Here is a 21,262-nt window from a genome sequence, read left to right as displayed (position 1 = left end):
ACCCGCCCATGCGCGCGAGAGCGGTATTCCTGGCAGGCATGAACATGACCCACAGGCATACCGCTCTCGCGCGGCACTGACACCCCTCGACCTCACCCACCGTGACGGACGCCGGGGTGCCCGCACCGGAGATGAGCGCCATGACCGATCCGACCGTGATCCACCTGCGCCGGGGCCACACCAGCCTGGTGCTCGATGCGCGCGGCCCGGGGTTGCCCCGGGTCGTGCACTGGGGCGCCGACCTCGGTCCGGTGCCCGCCGACGACCTGCCGGCCCTGCTCGACGCCACCGTGCCGCCGGTGGTGCCGAGCAGCTTCGACGCGCCGACCGTGCTGTCCCTGCTGCCCGAGGCGAGCGCCGGCTGGAGCGGCCGGCCCGGACTCGCCGGCCACCGGCACGGACGGGACTGGTCGACCGCCTTCCGCCCCGACACGATCGGTGTCGATGATCCACGTGGCGACATGGGGGACGCGGTGCGCGTACCCCATGAGGAGGATGACCGGGGTGGAGTCGGCGCGGCGCGGGTGACCGTGCGGGCGACGGACCCGGACGCGGGGTTGACCCTCACCGTCGAGGTCACCCTCGACCCGGTCGGGGTGCTGACCGTGCGGCACCGGCTGCGCAACGACGCCGACCAGCCCTACGAGGTACGCGAGCTGACGCCGGTGCTGCCGGTGCCGGCGGTCGCCACCGAACTGCTCGACCTGACCGGCCGTTGGTGCCGCGAACGCGCGCCGCAACGGCACCCGTGGCCGCACGGCGCGTGGGTGCGCGAGGGTCGGCACGGGCGCACCGGGCACGACGCCACCCTGCTGCTGGTCGCCGGCACCGCCGGGTTCGGCTTCGGCCACGGCGAGGTGTGGGCGGTGCACACCGCGTGGAGCGGCGACCACCTGACCGTCGCCGAACGCCGCCCGACCGGGGAGTCCACCCTCGGCGGCGGGGAACTGCTCGCCCCCGGCGAGATCGTCCTCGGCCCCGGTGAGGAGTACGCCACCCCGCTGCTCTACGCGGTGCACTCCACCGCCGGGCTGGACGGGCTCAGCGACCTGCTGCACACCCACCTGCGGGCCCGGCCGGAACACCCCCGCACGCCGCGTCCGGTCACCCTCAACGTGTGGGAGGCCGTCTACTTCGACCACGACCTGGACCGGCTGCGGACCCTCGCCGACCGGGCCGCCGAGGTGGGCGTGGAACGGTTCGTCCTCGACGACGGCTGGTTCACCGGCCGCCGGCACGACCGGGCCGGCCTGGGCGACTGGCAGGTCGACGCCGACGTCTGGCCGGCCGGCCTGGGACCGCTCGTCGAGCATGTTCGCGGGCACGGCATGCAGTTCGGGCTCTGGGTCGAACCGGAGATGGTCAACCCCGACTCGGACCTGTTCCGCGCCCACCCCGACTGGGTGCTCACCGCGCCCGGCCGGCTGCCCCTGCCGTGGCGGCACCAGCAGGTGCTGGACCTGGCCAACCCGGCGGCGTACGCCCACCTGCTCGACCGGCTCGACGCCCTGCTGACCGGGAACCCCGGGATCGGCTACCTCAAGTGGGACCACAACCGGGACCTCACCGAGGCCGGGCACGCCGGCCGGCCCGGGGTGCACGCGCAGACCGTGGCGGCGTACCGGCTCCTCGACGAGCTGCGCGCCCGGCACCCGCACCTGGAGATCGAGAGCTGCTCGTCCGGCGGGGCCCGGGTCGACCTGGAGATCCTGCGACGTACCGACCGGGTCTGGGCCAGCGACACCAACGACGCCCTGGAACGGCTGTCCATCCAACGCTGGACCGGGCTGCTGCTGCCCCCGGAGCTGGTCGGCACGCACATCGGCCCCGGGCGCTCGCACACCACCGGCCGGGTGCACACCCTGGGCTTCCGGGCGGTCACCGCGCTCTTCGGCCACCACGGCATCGAGTGGGACATCGTCGCGCTCGATCCCACCGAGCGGGCCGAGCTGACCGCCTGGGTGGCCCTGCACAAGCGGCTCCGGCCGCTGCTGCACACCGGGCGGGTGGTGCGGTTCGACCACCCGGACCCGGCCGTACAGGCGCACGGCGTGGTCGCCCACGACCGCTCCCGGGCCGTGTACGCGGTGTCCCGGGTGGCCACCTCCGTCACGCAGGTCCCCGGCCCGGTGCGCCTGCCCGGCCTCGACCCGACCCGCCGGTACGCCGTCCGTCCCGCGCAGGGGGTGCCGGAGCCGGAGACCATGCAGATCACCGGACCGGGCTGGCTGCCCGCCGTGACGCTGCCCGGCTCGGTGCTGGCGACGGTGGGCCTGCACCTGCCGGCCCTGAACCCGGAGCAGGCGCTGCTCCTGGAGGTCGACGCCGTCGCCTGACCGGCGCGGCCCCTGGTGCTTGCTCGTCGCAACGGGGGCGAAGTTGCAGCATCCCCGACGGTTGACACCGCTACACCGCCTCCGATAAGTGGATCTCGCCATCCCGGGCGGGGACGGGTGGTGGCCGGGCCCTCACTGGGCCCGGCCACCCGGGGTGTCAGCTCGCGGTGCAGGTAACCGCAGGCGCCGGGTTGCTGCCGGTCCAGCTGCCGATGAAGCCGAATGCGGTGCTGGCGCCGGCACCGAGCCGGCCGTTGTAGTCGACGTTGCGCGCGGTCACCGTGCTGCCGCTGCTGCTCAGCGAGGCGTTCCACGACTGGCTGACGGTCTGGCCGTTGGCGTAGGTCCACTTCGCGGTCCAGCCGTTGATGGCCGCGCTGCCGGCGGTCACCTTCACCTCACCCTGGAAGCCGCCCTGCCACGACCCGATGACCGTGTACGTCGCGGTGCAGCCACCGGTCGCCGGCGGGGTCGTCGTCGGCGGGGTGGTGGGGGGCGTGGTCGGCGGGGTGGTGGGAGGCGTGGTCGGTGGGGTCGTGGTCGGGGTGGTGCCGGAGTAGACCGACGCCTCCTTCGCCGTCGCCTTGATGCCGTTGACGCCGTTGAAGATCCGCTGGCCCCAGGTGGTCAGGGCGGCCGGGTTGAAGTTGGTGGTCATGTCGAGGTATTCCACGCCGCCGCCGTTGCCGCTCCACGACCAGCCCAGGTAGCCGATCCCGTTGGCCTGGGTGTACGACAGGATGGCGTCCTCGTCGGGGTTGCCGTCGGAGTGGTCGAAGCCGAACTCGCCCACCACGATGGGCAGCTTGGCGGTGCGGAACCGGCCCAGGTAGTCGCTGATCTCGGCGGCGGTGTCGAAGACGCCGTACATGTGGATCGAGAAGACCGTGTTCTTCTGCGGGTCGGCGGCGAACACCCCGGCCGCGTTGTCACGCATCGTGAACGACCAGTCCTGCCCCCAGTTGGGGGCGTCCACCATGATCGTGTGGGTGATGCCGCCGGCCCGCAGCCGCTTGATCGCGTTGGCGTTGTCGGTGGCCCAGGTGGCGTAGCCCTGGTTGCCGTACGGCTCGTTGCCGATGTTGACGATGACGTACCGCTCCTGGCCCTGCAGGGCGCTGGCGATGCTCAGCCAGTAGTCGACCGCCCGGTCCAGGGTGATCGCCCCGGCCTGCTCGCCGTACCCGGTGGTGTCGTGCACCTCCAGTACGCAGATCAGCTTGTTGGCCCTGCACAGCGAGATGACGTTGCTGACGTCGGCGGCGGTGTTCTTGGTCCAGCGGTCACCGCTGGCCAGCACCACCCGCACGGTGTTCGCGCCGAGCGCCTTGATGTTGGCGAAGGAGGTGGTCTGCTGTGGGTACCAGGTGTGGGCGTGGTTGACGCCCCGCATGATGAACTCGTTGCCGTTGGCGTCGTACAGCTTGCCACCGGAGACCGTGAAACCGGCCGCAGCCTGGGCCGGCTGGCCGAAGGCGAACACGGCGGCGAGGACGGTGAGCAGGGCGACGCCGGCGACGGAAAGCCGCTTCTTCATGGGTTTCCTCAGGAAGGGTCGACCCCGTTGCCCTGGCGGGGTGGCGATGCTGGTGACGGTGGCGCTCGGCTGCAGCCCGACAGCCGCCGCCTGACTCCCTGGCCGCGTGCCGACCAGCGTAGGGCCACCGGGTCGGGAAGGCAACCGGTTAAGTTGCCTGCCTACCCACGCCGACCCTGTGGCGACCCACGCCGACCGCGAGCCGCCACAGGGGGCGGTCATCCCCACCACAGGATGTGACACCACCAGCCTGAACCGGTTAAGCCGGACCTTAGACCGCCCTCCCGTCACCGTCAAGAGGGACCCGGCCGCACATCCGAGGTTGACCGGCACCGGCCAGGGGTATCCGGTGACGATCGTCGCCCGGAAGGAGAAACCAGGATGGTCCGCGTCGGCTACACCCTGATGTGCGAACAGACCGGCCCGAAACAGTTGGTGGACCACGCGGTACGGGCGGAGGCGGCCGGCTTCGACCAACTGGTCATGTCCGACCACTACTATCCGTGGCTCGACGCACAGGGCCACTCCCCGTACGCCTGGTCGGTGCTGGGTGCGGTCGCCCACGCCACCAGCCGGGCCGAGCTGATGTCCTTCGTGACCTGCCCGATCCGGCGGTACCACCCGGCGGTGGTGGCGCAGAAGGCCAGCACCATCGGGGTGCTCTCCGACGGGCGGTTCACCCTCGGCCTGGGCGCCGGGGAGAACCTCAACGAACACGTCGTCGGCGGCTGGCCGCACGTGCAGCAGCGGCACGAGATGTTCTCCGAGGCGCTCCAGATCATCCGACCGCTGCTCAACGGCGAGACGCTGACCTTCTCCGGCAACCACTTCGACGTCCCCGACGCCTACGTCTGGGACCGGCCGGAACACCCCGTGCCGATGGCCGTCGCCGCGTCCGGGCCGTCGTCGGCCGCCCTCGCCGCCGAGTACGCCGACGGCATCGTCGCCACCGAACCCGACTCCCGGATCATCCAGCTCTACGACGACGCGGGCGGCGCCGGGCAGCCCCGCTACGGCCAGGTGGCCATCTGCTACGGCCCCGACGAGGCCGAGTGCCGCAAGATCGTGCACGACCAGTTCCGCTGGTTCGGCAGCGGCTGGAAGGTCAACGCCGACCTGCCCGACCCGGAGGCCTTCGCCGCCGCCACCCAGTTCGTCCGGGAGGAGGACGTCGCCGACGGCATCCCCTGCGGCCCCGACGTCGACCGGCACGTCGAGGCGTTCCGCGCCTTCGTCGACGCCGGCTTCACGCACGTGGCGATCGTCCAGGTCGGCGGGGACAGCCAGCCGATGTTCCTGGACTGGGCGCAGGAGCAGCTACTGCCCCGACTGCGCGAACTGTGACCGCCGTGGCGGGTCGGGCCGGGTCGCGTACCCGTCCCGACCCGACCGGCACCGGCCTCGACGCGTTGCGGCGGGCACTGGCCGCACCCCACCCGACCGCCGGATCGGATCGGCCGCCCGCCCACACTCCCGACCCGGACCGCACGTCCCGCCCGGCAACCGTGCCGGACCCGGAGGCCGCCTCCCGGGCCGCGCCGGCTCCGGCCCGCACCTCGCCGGCCACGCCGGGCCCGCAGGCCGCCGCGCGCCGGGTACGGACGACGCTGACCAGCGAGTTCCGGCTCGTCGACGGCCTGCGCACGCACACCCGGCGCTCCGCCGACCCGACCGTGCCCGGCACACCCCCGGTGGTGCTGGTGCACGGGCTGGCCGTGTCGCACCGCTACCTCACCCCGTTGGCCGAGACGCTCGGCACCACCCACCCGGTGTACGTGCCGGACCTGCCCGGCTTCGGGCTGAGCGCCCACCCCGGCCACTCCTACGACCTGCGGCAGCACGTCGCCCACCTGCTGGCCTGGCTCGACGCGTACCGGATGCCCCCGGTCTGCCTGGTCGGACACTCGTTCGGCGCGGAGGTGGCCGCCGCGCTCGCGGCGGACCGCCCCGGGGTGGTCCGGGCGCTGGTGCTGGCCGGACCGACCAGCGACCCGACCGCCCGGTCCCGGCGGGGGCTGGTCGGCCGGTGGCTGGTGGACAGCCTGCGGGAGGCGCCCTGGCAGGCACCGATCCTGGTCCGCGACGTCCTGGACGCGCGCCCCTGGCGGGTGGCCGCCACGATCGCGCACTCGGTACGCAACGCGGTGGAGGAGGATCTGGTCAGGATCACCGTGCCCACCCTCGTGCTGGCCGGGGAACGTGACCCGATCGTGCCGCCCCGGTGGCGTGCCCAGGTGACCCGGCTGGTGCCCGACGCCCGGCTGGTCACCGTGCCCGGTGCCGCCCACAACGTGCTCACCACCGCCCCCGGGCCGGTGGCCGGGGCGATCCGTGACCTGCTCGTCCCGACCCTGGCCAGGTGAACCAATGCGTTTCGGAAACACGCAGATCCGACCCCTCGGCGGCGGCTTCGGCTGCCTGCTGATGATCCTGTTCTCGGTGCTCGCCTCGATCGCCCTGACCGTCCTGGTCAACCTGCTCCTCTGACGACGGCGGGGAGGGACCACGCGCCCGCTCCCCGCCGGTCGACGTCACAGCGGTCGCCAGGTCGATTCGTCGTCGTGGTCGGCGACCGGTCGGATGGCGGCGGCCAGATCCCGGGCCCCGTCCTCGCCGCCGAGCGCGGCGCTGCCCGCCGGACTCCCCGTCCCCACCAGGGCCCGGCAGCCGACGCAGCCGGGCACACCACCGACCGACCAGGTGCCGGACCAGCCATGCCAGACGGAGATCCACGCCGGTCGGCCCTGCACGACGCCGGTCGGGTCGTCCGGCTGGTCGCTGCGCTCCAGGCCGACGGTCAGGTCCCTACCGGCGGCGGAACCGGCGAGCCGGAAGTCGAGAGTGACCCCGTTCCACCGGCCGTCCCGCCACGCCACCCGTGCCGCGTCGAGCCGGGCGTCCGACGGCAGCGCCACCGGCTGGAACGGCACCCGGACCGGTTTCCGCTCCCACACCATCCCCTCGGCCACCCGCCGCAGCTCCTCCACCGCCCGGTCGCGGGTGACCACGGTGATCGTGACCCAGGCCTCCGGGGCGTACTGCCAGGAGAGCACCGTCTCCTTGCCGTTAGGGCTGGTGTGCAGGAAGGCCGGGTGGCCCTGCACCGGATCGACAGGTGAGCCCGGCGGGGTGGCCCAGGGGGTCGGACCGCTGCGGAGCCTCCCGACGGAGGAATTGTCCCGGCTCAGCTGGTCGGTGAAGAAGTCCACCCCCCGCGCGCCCACGGTCACCGTGACGCTGCCGGCCCGGAAGTCGGTCCGGCTCGCCCTGACCGGCGCGGAGCGGGTCGCCCGGATCGTCTGCCGGTCCACCCCGGTGGAAAGGTTCCGTTCGGACAGGTCGGCCGGTAGCCAGGCCAACCGGAAGAGCTGCCGGGCCGGATCGAAGGCGGTCGGCGCGATCGTGGGCGGCCAGGTCCGGTCGGCCGGGGTCGGCGGCTGTCGTACCCCCAGCAGGACGGTGACGCCGAGCAGCGCCACGGCGGTGACCACCGCCGTGGCCGCCACGGCCAGCCGGCGGCGACGCCGTACCGCGCGCTCCCCCGCCGTCGCCAACGCCGCTGCTCCCGGCCCCCCGGCCGGTAGGTCGTCGGCGGCCCGGGTCAGCATCTCCCGGACCAGGATCTCGTCGTCGTGGATCACCGGTTCACCTCCGTCGGCTCCGCCAGCGGCAACTGCCGGCGCAACGCGGCCAGCCCCCGCGCGGTCTGGCTCTTGACGTTGCCGGCTGAGCAGCCCAGCACCTCGGCGGTCTGCTCGACGCTCAGGTCGGCGTAGAAGCGCAGCACCAACACCACCCGCTGGCCGGGTGGCACCGCCGCCAACGCGGCCCGCACCGCGACCGTGTTCACCACCGCGTCGGTCGGCGGCACCCCCCTCGGCTCCGGCTCCGGCGGGCGGTCGAGCAGGCGTACCCCGAACCAGCGGGACCGGCGCTCCTGCCGGAACGCGTTGACCAGCATCCGGTGCACGTACGCCCCGATGTCGTCGGCGGACCGTGCCCGGCCCCACTTCACGTAGAGCCGGGTCAGCGTCTGCTGCACGACGTCGTCGGCGCGGTGGGCGTCGCCCCCGGTGAGCAGGAACGCCGTGCGGCGCAGCGTCGGTGTCGCCGCCGTGACGAAGTCGACGTACTCCTGCCGTTGCGTCGCATGCATCGACCACTCCCCGTCCCGGACGCTGGCACTGTCACCCGTTGCGATGGCGGCGGGAGCGCAAAGGGTTGCACGGGTTTCTGCGGAGGGGCGGTCAGGCCAGGTCGAGGTCCAGCTCGGCGACGACCGGGTAGTGGTCGGAGGCGTACTCGGCGTCGCCGCCGCGTACCACGTGGACGTCGCGCAGCCGGGCAGCGAGCGCCGGGGTGCCGAGCAGGTAGTCCAGCCGCATGCCGGAGAACTCGACGCCGCCGCCGTGCCGGGTCGGCGCGGTCAGTCCGGCCTCGACCGACCCGGCCGGATCAACCGATCCGGCGGCGGCGTGGGTCCAGAGGTCGACCAGGCCGGCGGCGAGCAGCCGGGCCACCGCCCGGGTGTCCACCGTCCGCCCGTCGCGGCGCAGGTGCCGCCGCCGGTACGCCACCGGTAGCCGGGCCACCCGCCCGGTGTGGTCGGTGCCCGGGTCGAGGGTGTTCAGGTCACCGGCGAGCAGCCCCAACTCCCCCGGTGCGCGGCGCACGGCTGCGGCGAGCCAGCCGGCCTCGATGCGCCGCCGCAGCCCGGTGTACGGATCGAGGTGGGCGCTGAGCACGGTGAGCGGCCCGGCGGTGGTGGCCAGCTCGACCCGCTGCGCCGCGTGGTGCAACGGCCGACGCACCGGCCCGGCCGAGCGGGTCCGCCACGGCGGGCGGACCAGCACCGCCACCGGCTGACCGAAGCAGGTGCGGGCCAGGTACGGGCGCATCCCCACCCGGTCGGCGAACCCGGCCAGCACCCCCGGCCGGTCGAAGCCGCGCAGCTCCTGCACGGCCAGCACGTCGGGGGCCTGCGCGGTGACGACCCGGCACACCAGGTCCCGCCGGTCCGGGCCGGTACGGTCCCGGCCGCCGGTCCTGATGTTCCAGGTCATCACCCGCAGCACGGTCGGCGGCTCACCCGGGGCGGCCGGCCTTGGCCAGCTCGTCGTCCAGCTCGTCGACCTGCTCCGACTCGATCTCGGGGCGATTGCCCTCGTAGACGTCGGCGTTGGGGCGGATCACCCAGTAGAGCAGGCCGATCCACAGGCCGCTGAGGATCAGCGCACCCATGAAGTCGGTCGGGTGGTGCATGCCCCGGTACATCCGGGAGACCGCCACCCCGATCGGCATGATCACGGCCAGCGCCACGAAGAGCCACCGCCACCAGCGGTCGGTGCGGACGAACACGATGATCGCGATGACCAGCCAGAGGCAGGTGGTCGCGGCGATGTGCCCGGACGGGAAGGACGAGGTGGGCATCTGCCCGTCGAGGTTCTCCACCGCCGGGCGGGGCCGGTCCACCACCCGGGCGGAGGCGAGGAACAGGCTCAGCTCGCCGAAGAGGGCCAGCACCACGAAGAGCACCGGCCGCCACCGCTTCCAGATGGCCAGCACCAGCGGGCAGAAGACCAGCGAGACGATCAGGATGGCGTGGGTGTCGCCGAACTTGCTCCACCACCAGCTCAGCTCGGTGAGGAAGTCGGTGTGCCGGTCGGCGAACCAGCGCGGCACGTCGGTGTCCAGGGTCTCGAAGACGGTGCCCTTGGCGTGGTAGCTGACGTACGTGCCGAAGGCGTACAGGGCACCGAAGACGATCACCCAGCCGACCAGCAGTTCGGCGACGGCGGAGCGGGGGTGCTCCAGCACGTGCTCCTCGGCCGGGGCGGGGGTGATCTTGTCGCCGGCCTCCGGTTCCAGCCCCTCGGTCAGCGGCGGCACCGGTCGGCCCCGCTCGCGCCGCCACAGCCGGAAGGCGTACGCGGTGACGCCGAGCCAGGCCGCGCCGAGCAGCCAGCCGCCGATCACGTCGGAGACGAAGTGCACGCCGAGCGCGATCCGGGTCAGCCCGATCAGCGCCACCAGCACGGCGACGATGGCGATCGCCGGCTTGCGCCAACGGGGCGACATGGCGGGCAGGAAGACCAGCAGCAGCGCCCCGTACGCGACGAACGAGCCGAGCGCGTGCCCGCTGGGGAAGCTGTTGCCGGGGGCGCTGGCGACCGGCACGTCGACCACCGGGCGGAGCCGGCCGACCAGGGCCTTGAGCGACGGGTCGAGGATCAGCCCGCCCACCCCGGTGACGATCAGGTAGACCGCCAGCCGGGACTGACGCCGGATCAGCAGGGTGACCACGGCGATGGTGACCAGCCAGATCAGCACCGGCCGCCCGCCCAGGTCGGTGACCGCCTGGAGCACGGTGACCAGCGCGTGGTGCGGGGCGACGAGACCGTTGAACCACTCGGCCACCTCGTGGTCGGCGTGGTACATCGGGCTCCACCTGAACCGGACGAGCATCAGCAGCAGCCCGAAGGCCACGCCCGCGCCGGCCACGGCCAGCAGGCCGACGACGCTCCGTTCGGCGAAATGGCCGAGCGGCCGTCGGGCCGTTGACTCCTTGACCGCGGTCACCCCGCACCTCCCTTACGTCGACGTGGCGAGGCGCGCTGTACCCGATTCCGCCGCCGCGTACACGCCCGTCCGGTGTGGCGGGCTCAGAGAGCGGTCATGTCGCCGGTGTCGAGCAGTTCACCCCGCTCGGCGTCGGGCTCCCACAGGTCGGGTTGGGCGGGCTCCGGGGCCCCGATCCGCATCGCCTCCAACTGGGCGGCGAAGGACAGCCCACCGAACAGCGCCATGCCGGTGAGGTTGGCCCACAGCAGCAGCGCCATCATCCCGGTCAACGCCCCGTACGTCTGGCCGAACCCGCCGCCGAACTTGACGTACGCGGCGAGCAGCAGGCTGGCCAGCCACCACAGGGCGGTGGCGATGCCGGCGCCGAAGTAGAGCCAGGACAGGCCGGGCTGCTTGCGCCGGGGCGCGTGCCGGAAGATCACCGCCACCGCGACGACGGTCAGCACGAGGCTCAGCGGCCAGCGCACCACCTCCCACACCCCGGCGGCGAGATCCCCCCACCGGTAGTGCCGCTGCACCGACTCGCCCATCGCCCCGCCGCCGACCAGGATCAGGAACCCGGCCAGCGCGGGCAGGCCGGCGACCACGGCCAGCACCGCCGCGCGAAGGTACTTCCACAGCGCGGGACGGTCCCGTTCCACGCCGTAGATCCGGTTGGCGCCGCGTTCGATCTGGGCCATCGTGGTGGTCAACGCGACCAGGCCGGTGATCAGGCCGAGGGTCAGCGCCAGTTCGCCGGTGCGCTCGGTGCGGTCGCCCTCGCCGAGCAGGTCCTGCACCACCTGTTCGCTCTGCCCGGGGGTCAGCGCCAGCACGGTGTCGGCGACCACCCGGCCGCCCTCCTCGACACCGAGGTCGCTGATCAGGCCAGTGAGCGCGATCAGGAACGGCACGACGGCGAGGCAGAGTTGCAGGGCGAAGGCCCGGGAGTGGCTGAACCCGTCGCCGTAGCGGAACCGGATGAACGCGTCCCGCATGAGCTGCCAGCCGCCGTGGCGGCGCAGCGTACGCCAGGCGTCGTCGGCGGAGAGTTCGTCCGACGCCATCAACCGGGTCTCGGGGACGAGCCGGGTGCTACTCACGGCGCGCTTCCCCGACCAGCTTCTCCCCGCGCCGCGCGGCCGCGTCGGCGTCGTGGGCCAGGTCGGGGTCGCCGGCCGGACGCGGCACACAGAGCCAGAGCGACTCGGGTTTGATCTCGGCGGTCAGGGTGCGGCCGGGTGCGATCAGGTCGCCGTCGAGTTGCCGGGGCTGGGCCCGGTTGCTGGTGATGACGACCTTCCGGGCCCGGTGCACCTCCATCCGGGGGACGCTGCCCCGACGGCGGACCAGGGCCCAACCCATGGCGAGCCAGTGCCGGACCCGGTTGGGGGTGAGCACCGCGACGTCGAGCCACCCGTCGTCCGGCTCGGCCTCGGTGAGCAGGCGGACCCCGCCCTGTAGCCGCCCGACGTTGGCGACCAGCACGGTGCGGGCCCGGCGACGCATCGGGGGCCGGTCGTCGATGCGGATGCTGAGCCGCATCGGGCGGTCCCGCAGGTGCTTCGCGGCCCCCACCACGTACGCGGGCCAGCCGATGCGGGCCTTGGTGGTCTCGGAGGTGTCCGCCAGCATCTGCGCGTCGAAGCCCATCCCGGCCATCACCGCGAAGCACCTGTCGTCGACGACGCCGACGTCGAGCCGGCGGCGGCCCCGTTCGACGGCCACCTGCAGGCCTGCGGCGAGGTCGTTGGAGAGCCCCAGATTGGCGGCGAGCAGGTTGCCGGTGCCCTGGGGCAGCACGGCGAGTTCCACGTCGGTGCCGGCCAGCGCGGTGACGCAGGCCATCACCGTGCCGTCGCCGCCGCAGGCGAACACGAGTTCGGCCCCGGCGGCGACGGCCTGCTCGGTCTGCCCCCGGCCCGGGTCCTCGGCGCTGGTCTCGTACCAGGTGGGGGCGGGCCAACCGGCGGCGGCGAGCGCCTCGTCCACGGTCGCGCGGAACTCGTCGAGATCGGCCACCTTCGTCGGGTTGACCACCACCGCCGAACGCGGGGAGCGGTCGCCGCCGGTCACCGTACGCTTCTGCTCTGCACCGTCCACGGCGTCAGTGTGCAGCACCCCGGCGCGGTCAGCGACCCGGCGACGACCGACGTTGCGTTGACCGCAAACAGGTTTGAGCCGGGCCGGACCCGTGGCGGCTGGTCAGGCGGCCGTACGCAACGCCGACTCGACCCGGCGGCGCAGGTCGTCGAGATCCGCGCCGGCCTCGGTGAGGACCGTCGCGCCCAGGCCGCCGCCCTCGCGGAGCACGCCGAGCAGCAGGTGTTCGGTGCCGATGTGCCGGTGGCGCAGCCGCAGGGCCTCGCGTAGCGCCAACTCCAGTGCCGTGCGGGAACGCGGGGAGAGCGGCCCGCCGAGCGGTCGGCGCAGCCACCGACGGCGGGGGGCCGGGACCGCCTCGCGCAGGGCGTCGGGGCCGAAGGTGTCCTCGATCCGGGCGACGATGGCCGCGAGGTCGATGCCGATCTCGCGTAGCGCGGCGGCGTCGGCCTCGCCGAGCCCCGTGCCGCCGTCGCCGGTGTGCCGCCTGATCCGGGCACGCAGGTCGTCGGCGTCGAGGCCGGCGGCGGTGAGCACCCGGCGGGCGAGCCCCTCACCGTCGGCCAGGACGGCGAGCAGCAGGTGCTCGGTGTCGACGGGTCGTCCCCCGTCGGCCCTGGCCTGCTCGACCGCGTGGCGGACGACCGCGCGGGCGCGGTCGGTGAACCGTTCGAACATCATGCCTCCCCGGTGCCGTGGACCGCCGGTCGCCCGGCGTGCTTCTTGTGGACCGCCTGCCGGCTGACCTCAAGCGCGTCGGCGATCTCCTGCCAGGACCAGCCCTGTCGTCGGGCGTTGTCCACCTGGACCACCTCCAGCCGTTCGAGGAGCCGGCGCAGGGCGCGCACGGCGCGCAGGCCGACCCGGGGGTCGGTGCTGCCGGCGGCCGCCGCGAGTTCCGTCGCCTGACTCATGCTGTCAATGTACGTTGACACTCCCCCGTCGTCAACCTGAGTTGACGACGGCGTCGGGTACCCGACACGACGCCGGACGACCCGGTCCGGGCCGGCGGCGGTGCTACGGTCCGCTGGTGTTCCGTCGCCGCAGTACCGCTGACCAGCCCGTCGAGGCGGCCCGCCGGCTGCCCGTCGGCCGGGTCGAGTGGGAGATCGCCGGCGGCACCGTCGCCGGCCACCGGTACTCCGCCAACTTCGACGCCCTGCACGTCGACCCGGAACTGCCGTTCGCGGTGGTCGTCGACGGCATGGGCGAGGGCGAGGGCAGCCGCGTCGCCGGCGACACCGCCCGGGACACCCTGCACGAACTGGTCCGCGCCGGCTGGCCCGCCGTCGGCCCGCGCGAGCTGCGCGCCGCGATCACCGAGGCCCAGATCCGGGTACGCCGGGCCGGCGCCGCCATCGACGAGCTGGCCGGCTGCACCCTGACCGCCATGCTCGCCCAGCCCGACGGCGAGCTGGCCTGGATCGTCCAGCTCGGCGACTCCCGGGCCTACCGGCTGCGCGACGGCCTGTTGGAGCTGGTCACCGTGGACCACACGATGGCCTGGCTCGGGGTGCTGCACGGCTGGTGGCCGGCGAACTCCCGGGAGGCCGCCCGCGCCCGCTACCAACTCCTGCGCTACCTCGGCCACCCCGACCGGCCGGACCCGGACCTGCTCGGGGTGCCGCTGCGCCCCGGCGACACCTGGCTGCTGTGCACCGACGGGGTCAGCGACCAGCTCGACTACCACCGGCTGCGGGACCTGCTCGCCGAGCCGGACCCGACCCGGGCGGTACGCGGCCTGCTCGCCGCGAGCCTGGCCGAGGGTGGCAGCGACAACGCCACCGCCGTCGTGCTGCGCGTCCACCCGGCGACCGGCGGGCACCCGTCCGACTGATCCGGCTCCACCGCCCGCCCGGCGCGACTAGCGTCGGTGGGGACGGCGTGGACGTGGGTGCGGACGCCCGGGAGGTGAACCGGATGACCGGGTCCACGGACGGGCCGGTGGTGGTCGGGGTCGGGCCGGCACCGGCCGACCTCGCGGTGGTCCGGCTGGCCGCCCGCGAGGCCGCCGCCCACGGCCGGGGGCTGACCCTGCTGCACGCCTTCAACTGGGAGGCCGCCCTCGTCGGCCCGTCGGTGGCCGGCAGCCGGGACGCCGCCGAGGAACTGGTCGCCCGCGCCGCCACGGCCGCCAACGAGGTCGAACCGGCGGTGCCGGTCAGTGGGGAGATCGTCGAGGGGGCACCGGTCGAGGCCCTGATCCGCCGCTCCCCGACGGCGTTCCTGGTGGCCATCGGGGACGGCGGGATGGCCGGCTGCGGCGCCTGCGTACCGGCCGACGCGCCCGCCGTGCAGCTCGCCGCCCGCGCCGGCTGCCCGGTGCTGGTGGTCCGCCGCGACCCCCCGCCCCCGGGCCCGGTGCTGGTCGGGGTGGACGGCTCACCCAGCTCCCGGGCCGCGCTCGACTTCGCCTTCGACTGCGCCGCCCGCAGGCGGGCCCGGGTCATCGCGGTCCGGGCGGTCGAGCCGGGACGCCCCGACGACGACGTGCTCGGCGCGCTGGTCGCCGAGGTCGGCCGGCAGCATCCACAGGTGCCGGCGGAGTGCCACACCGTACGCGGCGACCCCGGCACCGTCCTGGTGGAGCAGTCCCGCTCGGCGCAGGTGGCGCTGGTCGGGGCGCGGGGCGACCAGCCGGGGCGGGGCATGCTGGGCGAGGTGAGCCAGACCCTGCTCTACCACGCGCCAGCTCCGGTCATCGTCGTCCGTGGATTGGTTTCCGCCGGAGCGGGCGGGGCATGACGTCCCCAACGGCCGGGACCAACGGCCCTGACCGGTGACCGCTCGAACGCGAAGACTGGGTCTGCCCGGGGCGAATCGGCGCTTCCGGGTGCAGAACTCCCCGACCCGCGAGAGGCTTTGGCAGCATGGACACCGCTCTCGACCTGCACAGCCCCCTGACCGACGACGAGCTGCGCCGGCTGGACGCCTACTGGCGGGCGGCGAACTACCTGACCGTCGGGCAGATCTACCTGCTCGACAACCCGCTGCTGCGCGAGCCGCTCGCCCCCGAGCACGTCAAGCCCCGGCTGCTCGGCCACTGGGGTACCAGCCCCGGCCTCAACCTGCTCTACGCCCACCTCAACCGGGTCATCGTCAACCGTGACCTGTCGGCCATCTTCGTCACCGGCCCCGGCCACGGCGGCCCGGCCCTGGTGGCGAACACCTGGCTGGAGGGCACCTACAGCGAGCTGTACCACTCGGTGAGCCGCGACGAGACCGGCATGCAGCGACTGTTCCGCCAGTTCTCCTTCCCCGGCGGCATCCCGAGCCACGTGGCACCGGAGGTGCCGGGCTCGATCCACGAGGGTGGCGAGCTGGGGTACGCCCTGAGCCACGCCTACGGCGCCGCCTTCGACAACCCGGACCTGCTGGTCGCCTGCGTCATCGGCGACGGGGAGGCGGAGACCGGGCCGCTGGCGGGGAGCTGGCAGTCGAGCATCTTCCTCAACCCGGCCCGCGACGGCGCGGTGCTGCCGATCCTGCACCTCAACGGCTACAAGATCGCCAACCCGACGGTCATGGACCGGATCCCCACCGAGGACCTGCTCAACCAGATGCGCGGCCACGGCTACCAGCCGTACCTGGTCGCCGGGGACGACCCGGAGCAGGTGCACCAGCTCCTCGCCGCCACCCTGGACCGGGCCTGCGACGAGATCGCCGAGATCCAGCGGGTGGCCCGCTCCGGCGGCCACGTCGAGCGCCCCCGCTGGCCGATGATCATCCTGCGGACCCCGAAGGGCTGGACCGGCCCGGCCCAGGTCGACGGCAAGCAGGTCGAAGGGACCTTCCGCGCCCACCAGGTGCCCATCGCCGAGGTACGCGACAACCCGGCGCACCTGGCCGAGCTGGAGCGCTGGCTGCGCAGCTACCGGCCGGAGGAGCTGTTCGACGCCACCGGCGCCCCGGTCGCCGAGCTGACCGCGCTGCCGCCGAAGGGCGAGCACCGGATGAGCGCCAACCCGGTCACCAACGGCGGTCGGGTGCTGCGCGACCTGACGCTGCCGGACTTCCGCGACTACGCCGTGGACGTCAAGCGGCCGGGTGAGCCGGTGGTCGGCGCGGCCGGGGTGCTCGGCACCTGGGTCCGCGACGTGATCACCGCGAACCCGCAGACCTTCCGGCTGTTCGGCCCGGACGAGGTCGCCTCCAACCGGCTCGGTGCCGCGTTCGAGGTCACCGACCGGTCCTTCGACGGCCGGATCGAGACCACCGACGACCACCTCTCCCCCGACGGCCGGGTGATGGAGGTGCTCTCCGAACACCTCTGCGAGGGCTGGCTGGAGGGTTACCTGCTGACCGGCCGGCACGGCATCTTCACCAGCTACGAGGCGTTCATCCACATCGTCGACTCGATGGTCAACCAGCACGCCAAGTGGCTGAAGGTGACCCGGGGCATCCCCTGGCGGGAGCCGATCGCCTCGCTGAACTACCTGCTGTCCAGCCACGTGTGGCGGCAGGACCACAACGGCTTCTCGCACCAGGACCCGGGTTTCATCGACCACGTGGTCAACAAGAAGGCCGAGGTGGTCCGGGTCTACCTGCCGCCGGACGGCAACACCCTGCTCTCCACCATGGACCACTGCCTGCGCAGCCGGCACTACATCAACGTGGTGGTGGCCGGCAAGCAGCCCGCCCCGAACTGGCTGACCATGGACGAGGCGGTCCAGCACTGCCGACGCGGGCTGGGCATCTGGGACTGGGCCAGCACCGACGACGGCCGGGAACCCGACGTGGTGCTCGCCTGCGCCGGTGACGTGCCGACCCTGGAGACCCTCGCCGCCGCCGACCTGCTGCACCAGCACCTGCCCGAGCTGAAGGTGCGGGTCGTCAACGTGGTCGACCTGATGCGGCTGCAGCCGTCGTCGGAGCACCCGCACGGCCTGCCGGACAACGAGTTCGACACCATCTTCACCCGCGACAAGCCGATCATCTTCGCCTACCACGGCTACCCGTGGCTGATCCACCGGCTCACCTACCGGCGGGCCAACCACGACAACCTGCACGTGCGCGGCTACAAGGAGGAGGGCACCACCACCACCCCGTTCGACATGGTGATGCTCAACGACCTGGACCGCTTCCACCTGGTCATCGACGTCATCGACCGGGTGCCCGGCCTGGCCGCCCGCGCCGCCCACCTGCGGCAGGAGATGGTCGACACCCGGCAGGCCTGCCGCGACTACACCCGCCGCCACGGTGAGGACGACCCCCGGGTCGCCGAGTGGCGCTGGCTCCGGGAGACCCAACCGCAGCAGCTCGACGGGCAGTGACCCCCGGGGTCCATGGTGGGCCGGTCACCGGCCGGCCCACCATCCCCCATCCGCCAGGAAAGGACGAGACGATGAACCCCGACGAGATCCTGGTCGGCTACGACGGTTCCGCCGACGCGGGCGTCGCCGTGGACTGGGCACTGGCCGAGGCGCAGCGCAGCGGACGCCCGGTCCGGCTGGCGTACGTCTTCGAGTGGATGACCGTCGCCGGTTGGGTCGGCCCGGGGGTGGCCCCCGGGGTCTGGCCGGACGACAACGCCCGGCGGCAGGTCGAGGAGCTGGTGCACCAGGCCGCCGCCGACGCCACCGCCGCCTGGCCCGGCGTCACCGTGCACGGTGAGGTATTCGACGGCCCGCCCGCGCTGGTGCTGGAGGAGCGTTCCGCCGAGGCGGGGCTGCTGGTGCTCGGCAGCCGGGGCCACGGCGGCTTCACCGGCCTGCTCGCCGGCTCCACGGCGGTCTCGGTGGCCGCCCACGCGCACTGCCCGGTCGTCGTGGTACGCGAGGCGCAGGCCAAGGTCACCGGCCCGGTGGTGGTCGGCTACGACGGTTCCGAGCAGGCCGGCACGGCACTCGGGTTCGCCGTGGAGCGGGCCGCCCAGCGCGAGGCCCCGCTGCGGGTGCTGCGGGCCTTCGAGCCGCCGGACGACCGCTGGCGGCCCTCCGACCCGGATGCCGAGGCCCGGCTCGCGGCGGACCGGGCCGAGATCGACCGGGCCCTCGCCGGATGGCGGGAGACCTTCCCCGAGGTGCCGGTCACGGTGGAGATCGCCCCGGCCCGGCCGGCTGCCGCGCTCGTCGAGGCGAGCCGGGAGGCGCAGCTCGTGGTGGTCGGCAGCCGGGGCCGGGGCGGGCTGCGCGGGATGCTCCTCGGCTCGGTCGGCCAGCAGCTCATCCAGCACGCGCACTGCCCGGTCGCCGTCGTCCGCGAACGCTGACCGGCCGCGCCCGGCCGGCCCGGCCCGGCCCGCAGCTCGGGCGGCTGTTGGGCCGATGTTGCGGTGATCCGACGACCTGACACCGCAACATCGGCCCCGGCGCATGGATCACCACGGGGGCGTGGATCGCCACCGGGGCGCGGATCGCCACCCGGGCGGGTGGATCAACGCGGGGCGGGCGGGTCGGGGTCCAGAGCGAGGTAGGTCTCCTCCTCCTGGGCCAGGTGCAGGCGCAGCACCGCGTCCAGTCCGTACAGGCTGGCGAGCAGGTCGGGCACCTGGTCGGGGCGCAACCGCCCGTCGGCCCGGGCCAGGTGACCGCCGATCGCGTCCACCAGCCGGTGGATCTCCACGTGTTCCCGGCTCATCGTGGACGTCGCCTCCCCGCCGAGCGGGCCGGTCAACGCCGGATAGAGCTGCCGTTCCTCGGCGCTGTCGTGCGGCAGCACCTCGTCGGTGAGCCGGCGGTGCGTGTCACGCAACGCCGGCAGGCACCCCTCGGCGGTCGGCCGGGTCGCCACCAGGTCGGCGGTGTCCCGTACCCGGGCGAGCACGTCCCGTACGCCTGCGTGCTGGCCCGCGTACCGGTCGAGCAGGGCGCGGGCGGCCGGCGGGACGTCCGGGCGACGCAACCCGCCACGCAGCGCCCGCAACGCGTTGAGGATCACCAGCACGTCGATGCCTTCCTGGAGGAACGCGCCCGCCACCGGCGGTAGCCGGCCGGCGGCGGCGACCAGCATCGCGGCCACCGCCAGCCCCATCCCGACGGCGGCGCTCTGCACCGCGATCCGGCGGGCGTGCCTGGCGATCTCGACGGCGTCGGCGAGCCGGTCCAACCGGTCCACGGTGATCACCGCGTCGGCGACGTCCGCCGAGGCGGTCGCCCCGGTCGCCCCCATCGCCACCCCGACGTGCGCCGCCGCCAGCGCCGGCGCGTCGTTCACCCCGTCGCCGACCATCACGGTGACGGCCCGCCGCGCCTCCTGCCGGACCCGGGCCACCTTCTCCTCCGGGGAGCACCGGGCCAGCGCCTCGTCCACCCCCACCAGCCGGGCCACCTGCTCGGCGGTGCGCGGCCGGTCCCCGCTGAGCAGCAGCAGCCGGGACAGCCCGGCGTCCCGCAGCCGCCGTACCGTCCGCCGGGCGTCGGGACGGACCGGGTCCTCCAGCAGGACCGCCCCGAGCGGGCCGTGGTCGTCGCTCACCCACACCGTCGACCAGCCGGCCAGCTCGGCCCGCTGGCGGGCCTGCTCCGCCCAGTCGGGCAGGTCGCCGGTGAGCTGCCCGACCCGCACCGGCCGGCCGTCGACCCGGCCGCTGACCCCGCGCCCCGGCTCCTCGGTCACCTCCGTCGGCGTGGTCAGCCGCAGCCGCCGCTCGCGGGCCTGCCGCACCAGCGCCGCCGCCAGCACGTGCGGGGAGAGCTGCTCCACCGACGCGGCCAGCCGCAGCACCTCGTCCCGGTCGCCGCCGGGGCCGGCCACCGTCTCCGCCGCCCGGGGCCGCCCGGCGGTCAACGTGCCGGTCTTGTCGACCAGCAGGGTCCGGGCCCGGCCGAGCAGCTCCAGCGCACCGCCGTCCCGCACCAGGACGCCCCGGCGGGCCGCCCGGGACAGCCCGGAGACGATCGCGATCGGGGTGGCCAGCAGCAGCGGGCACGGCGTCGCCACCACCAGCACGGCGACCGCCCGGACGACCTCTCCCGACCACCACCACGCCACCCCGGCCAGCAGCAGGGTGAACGGCACGAACGCCGCCGCGTACCGGTCGGCGAGCCGGACCGTCGGCGCCCGGTGGGCGGTCGCCTCCCGCGCCAGCCGGACGATCCCCGCGTAGGTGCTGCCCGCCGCGTCCCGGGTGGCCTTCAGGCCCACGGCGGCGCCCGCGTTGACCACCCCGCTGGACACCTGCTCCCCGGCCGCCCGGCCCACCAGTTGCGCCTCGCCGGTCACCACCGACTCGTCGAGCGTCGCCGGGGCCGTGAGCACCCCGTCGACGGGCACCACGTCCCCCGGCCCGACCAGCAGGTCGTCCCCCACCGCGACCCGGTCCAGCCCGACCACCTCGATGCCTCCGTCCGGGGTGCGCCGCCGCGCCTGCCGGGGCGCCCGCGCCAGCAGCGCGCGCAGGTCGCGGGTCGCCCGCCCCCGGGCGTACGCCTCCAGCGCCCGGCCGGTCGCCACCATCACCGCGATCACCGCCCCGGCCAGGTACTCCCCGACCAGCAGCGCACCGGCCAACGCCAGTACGGCGATGACGTCCACCCCGAACCGCCGCCGCCACCACTGACGCAGCACCGCCCCGACCGCCGGCACCAGCGCCCCCAGGGTCGCCGCCGCCCACACGGCGTCGGCGGGGCCACGCCGCCCGGTCAGCCACAGCGCCGCCCCGACCAGCAACGCCCCGCCGAGCAGGGCCAGGGGCGTCCACTCGCGCCAGCGCACCGGACGCCTGTCGACCGGCCGCTGCGGAACACACTCCTGCGGTGCCGCGTCCACCTGCGGATCGTCCCAG

At 74.2% G+C, this 21,262-nt stretch carries 17 protein-coding genes; 7 read left to right on the top strand and 10 right to left on the bottom strand.

All coding sequences use genetic code 11. The annotated features are described in order from the left end of the window. Window positions 1-140 precede the first annotated feature (140 nt). Window positions 141-2,336, top strand: coding sequence for an alpha-galactosidase (locus tag ACN268_RS30490; protein ID WP_421486487.1), 2,196 nt, complete (start codon window positions 141-143; stop codon window positions 2,334-2,336). 157 nt (window positions 2,337-2,493) lie between these two features. Here ACN268_RS30490 and ACN268_RS30485 read toward each other — a convergent pair whose 3' ends face one another. Then, window positions 2,494-3,873 (bottom strand): cellulase family glycosylhydrolase, encoded by a 1,380-nt coding sequence (locus tag ACN268_RS30485; RefSeq protein WP_421486486.1) that lies wholly within the window; start codon window positions 3,871-3,873, stop codon window positions 2,494-2,496. 381 nt (window positions 3,874-4,254) lie between these two features. On the opposite strand from ACN268_RS30485, the gene ACN268_RS30480 reads away from it, so the two are divergent. Continuing rightward, window positions 4,255-5,217, top strand: a complete 963-nt coding sequence (locus tag ACN268_RS30480) for a TIGR03557 family F420-dependent LLM class oxidoreductase (RefSeq protein WP_377682238.1) — start codon at window positions 4,255-4,257, stop codon at window positions 5,215-5,217. After that, window positions 5,214-6,236, top strand: coding sequence for an alpha/beta fold hydrolase (locus ACN268_RS30475; RefSeq protein WP_421486485.1), 1,023 nt, complete (start codon window positions 5,214-5,216; stop codon window positions 6,234-6,236). Before ACN268_RS30480 ends, ACN268_RS30475 begins: the two co-directional genes overlap by 4 nt. Window positions 6,237-6,404: 168 nt before the next feature. Here the strand turns inward: ACN268_RS30475 and ACN268_RS30470 are convergent, their stop codons facing one another. The 8 genes from ACN268_RS30470 to ACN268_RS30435 form a co-directional block, all read right to left on the bottom strand. Further along, on the bottom strand, window positions 6,405-7,514 hold the full coding sequence (locus ACN268_RS30470; RefSeq protein ID WP_421486484.1) for a hypothetical protein: 1,110 nt from the start codon (window positions 7,512-7,514) through the stop codon (window positions 6,405-6,407). Continuing rightward, the gene (locus ACN268_RS30465) at window positions 7,511-8,029 is read right to left on the bottom strand and encodes a SigE family RNA polymerase sigma factor (protein ID WP_421486483.1); all 519 of its coding nucleotides are present in this window, start codon (window positions 8,027-8,029) and stop codon (window positions 7,511-7,513) included. The genes ACN268_RS30470 and ACN268_RS30465 overlap by 4 nt, the downstream gene beginning before the upstream one ends. Window positions 8,030-8,120: 91 nt before the next feature. Further along, on the bottom strand, window positions 8,121-8,948 hold the full coding sequence (locus tag ACN268_RS30460; RefSeq protein ID WP_421486482.1) for an endonuclease/exonuclease/phosphatase family protein: 828 nt from the start codon (window positions 8,946-8,948) through the stop codon (window positions 8,121-8,123). A 10-nt stretch (window positions 8,949-8,958) separates the two neighbouring features. Next, window positions 8,959-10,452, bottom strand: a complete 1,494-nt coding sequence (locus tag ACN268_RS30455) for a phosphatase PAP2 family protein (protein WP_421486481.1) — start codon at window positions 10,450-10,452, stop codon at window positions 8,959-8,961. Window positions 10,453-10,535: 83 nt separating this feature from the next. Further along, complete coding sequence (locus tag ACN268_RS30450) at window positions 10,536-11,537, bottom strand: YihY/virulence factor BrkB family protein (protein ID WP_421486480.1); 1,002 nt, start codon at window positions 11,535-11,537, stop codon at window positions 10,536-10,538. After that, the gene (locus ACN268_RS30445; RefSeq protein ID WP_363795430.1) at window positions 11,530-12,537 is read right to left on the bottom strand and encodes a diacylglycerol/lipid kinase family protein; all 1,008 of its coding nucleotides are present in this window, start codon (window positions 12,535-12,537) and stop codon (window positions 11,530-11,532) included. The genes ACN268_RS30450 and ACN268_RS30445 overlap by 8 nt, the downstream gene beginning before the upstream one ends. Before the next feature lie 102 nt (window positions 12,538-12,639). Further along, window positions 12,640-13,218 (bottom strand): Clp protease N-terminal domain-containing protein, encoded by a 579-nt coding sequence (locus ACN268_RS30440; protein WP_421486479.1) that lies wholly within the window; start codon window positions 13,216-13,218, stop codon window positions 12,640-12,642. Further along, complete coding sequence (locus tag ACN268_RS30435) at window positions 13,215-13,451, bottom strand: HTH domain-containing protein (protein WP_088642213.1); 237 nt, start codon at window positions 13,449-13,451, stop codon at window positions 13,215-13,217. The genes ACN268_RS30440 and ACN268_RS30435 overlap by 4 nt, the downstream gene beginning before the upstream one ends. A 116-nt stretch (window positions 13,452-13,567) precedes the next feature. Between ACN268_RS30435 and ACN268_RS30430 the strand changes: the two genes are divergently transcribed. From ACN268_RS30430 to ACN268_RS30415, 4 genes are all read left to right on the top strand, one after another. Then, on the top strand, window positions 13,568-14,374 hold the full coding sequence (locus tag ACN268_RS30430) for a PP2C family protein-serine/threonine phosphatase (protein WP_204924060.1): 807 nt from the start codon (window positions 13,568-13,570) through the stop codon (window positions 14,372-14,374). Between the two features lie 83 nt (window positions 14,375-14,457). Beyond that, complete coding sequence (locus tag ACN268_RS30425) at window positions 14,458-15,282, top strand: universal stress protein (RefSeq protein WP_421486477.1); 825 nt, start codon at window positions 14,458-14,460, stop codon at window positions 15,280-15,282. 125 nt (window positions 15,283-15,407) lie between these two features. Beyond that, window positions 15,408-17,810 carry a phosphoketolase family protein gene (locus tag ACN268_RS30420; RefSeq protein ID WP_421486475.1) on the top strand — a complete coding sequence of 801 codons (2,403 nt, stop codon included), beginning with the start codon at window positions 15,408-15,410 and terminating at the stop codon, window positions 17,808-17,810. 71 nt (window positions 17,811-17,881) lie between these two features. Further along, window positions 17,882-18,748 (top strand): universal stress protein, encoded by an 867-nt coding sequence (locus ACN268_RS30415; protein WP_421486473.1) that lies wholly within the window; start codon window positions 17,882-17,884, stop codon window positions 18,746-18,748. Between the two features lie 164 nt (window positions 18,749-18,912). On the opposite strand, the gene ACN268_RS30410 is transcribed toward ACN268_RS30415, so the two are convergent. Next, window positions 18,913-21,246, bottom strand: coding sequence for a heavy metal translocating P-type ATPase (locus tag ACN268_RS30410; RefSeq protein WP_421486472.1), 2,334 nt, complete (start codon window positions 21,244-21,246; stop codon window positions 18,913-18,915). Window positions 21,247-21,262 lie beyond the last annotated feature (16 nt).

This window comes from Micromonospora sp. WMMD735, assembly GCF_049178995.1.
In the GTDB taxonomy this organism is placed as follows: Bacteria; Actinomycetota; Actinomycetes; order Mycobacteriales; family Micromonosporaceae; genus Micromonospora; species Micromonospora wenchangensis.
Note: the sequence above shows the minus strand (reverse complement) of the source record. Positions and strands in the feature narration are given on the sequence as shown.

What these genes read in the sequence shown, in the direction of transcription:
- ACN268_RS30440 (WP_421486479.1), bottom strand. Translation starts at nt 13,218, where the DNA reads ATGATGTTCGAACGGTTCACCGACCGCGCCCGCGCGGTCGTCCGCCAC.
- ACN268_RS30420 (WP_421486475.1), top strand. Translation starts at nt 15,408, where the DNA reads ATGGACACCGCTCTCGACCTGCACAGCCCCCTGACCGACGACGAGCTG.
- ACN268_RS30415 (WP_421486473.1), top strand. Translation starts at nt 17,882, where the DNA reads ATGAACCCCGACGAGATCCTGGTCGGCTACGACGGTTCCGCCGACGCG.
- ACN268_RS30465 (WP_421486483.1), bottom strand. Translation starts at nt 8,029, where the DNA reads ATGCATGCGACGCAACGGCAGGAGTACGTCGACTTCGTCACGGCGGCG.
- ACN268_RS30480 (WP_377682238.1), top strand. Translation starts at nt 4,255, where the DNA reads ATGGTCCGCGTCGGCTACACCCTGATGTGCGAACAGACCGGCCCGAAA.
- ACN268_RS30485 (WP_421486486.1), bottom strand. Translation starts at nt 3,873, where the DNA reads ATGAAGAAGCGGCTTTCCGTCGCCGGCGTCGCCCTGCTCACCGTCCTC.
- ACN268_RS30490 (WP_421486487.1), top strand. Translation starts at nt 141, where the DNA reads ATGACCGATCCGACCGTGATCCACCTGCGCCGGGGCCACACCAGCCTG.
- ACN268_RS30435 (WP_088642213.1), bottom strand. Translation starts at nt 13,451, where the DNA reads ATGAGTCAGGCGACGGAACTCGCGGCGGCCGCCGGCAGCACCGACCCC.
- ACN268_RS30425 (WP_421486477.1), top strand. Translation starts at nt 14,458, where the DNA reads ATGACCGGGTCCACGGACGGGCCGGTGGTGGTCGGGGTCGGGCCGGCA.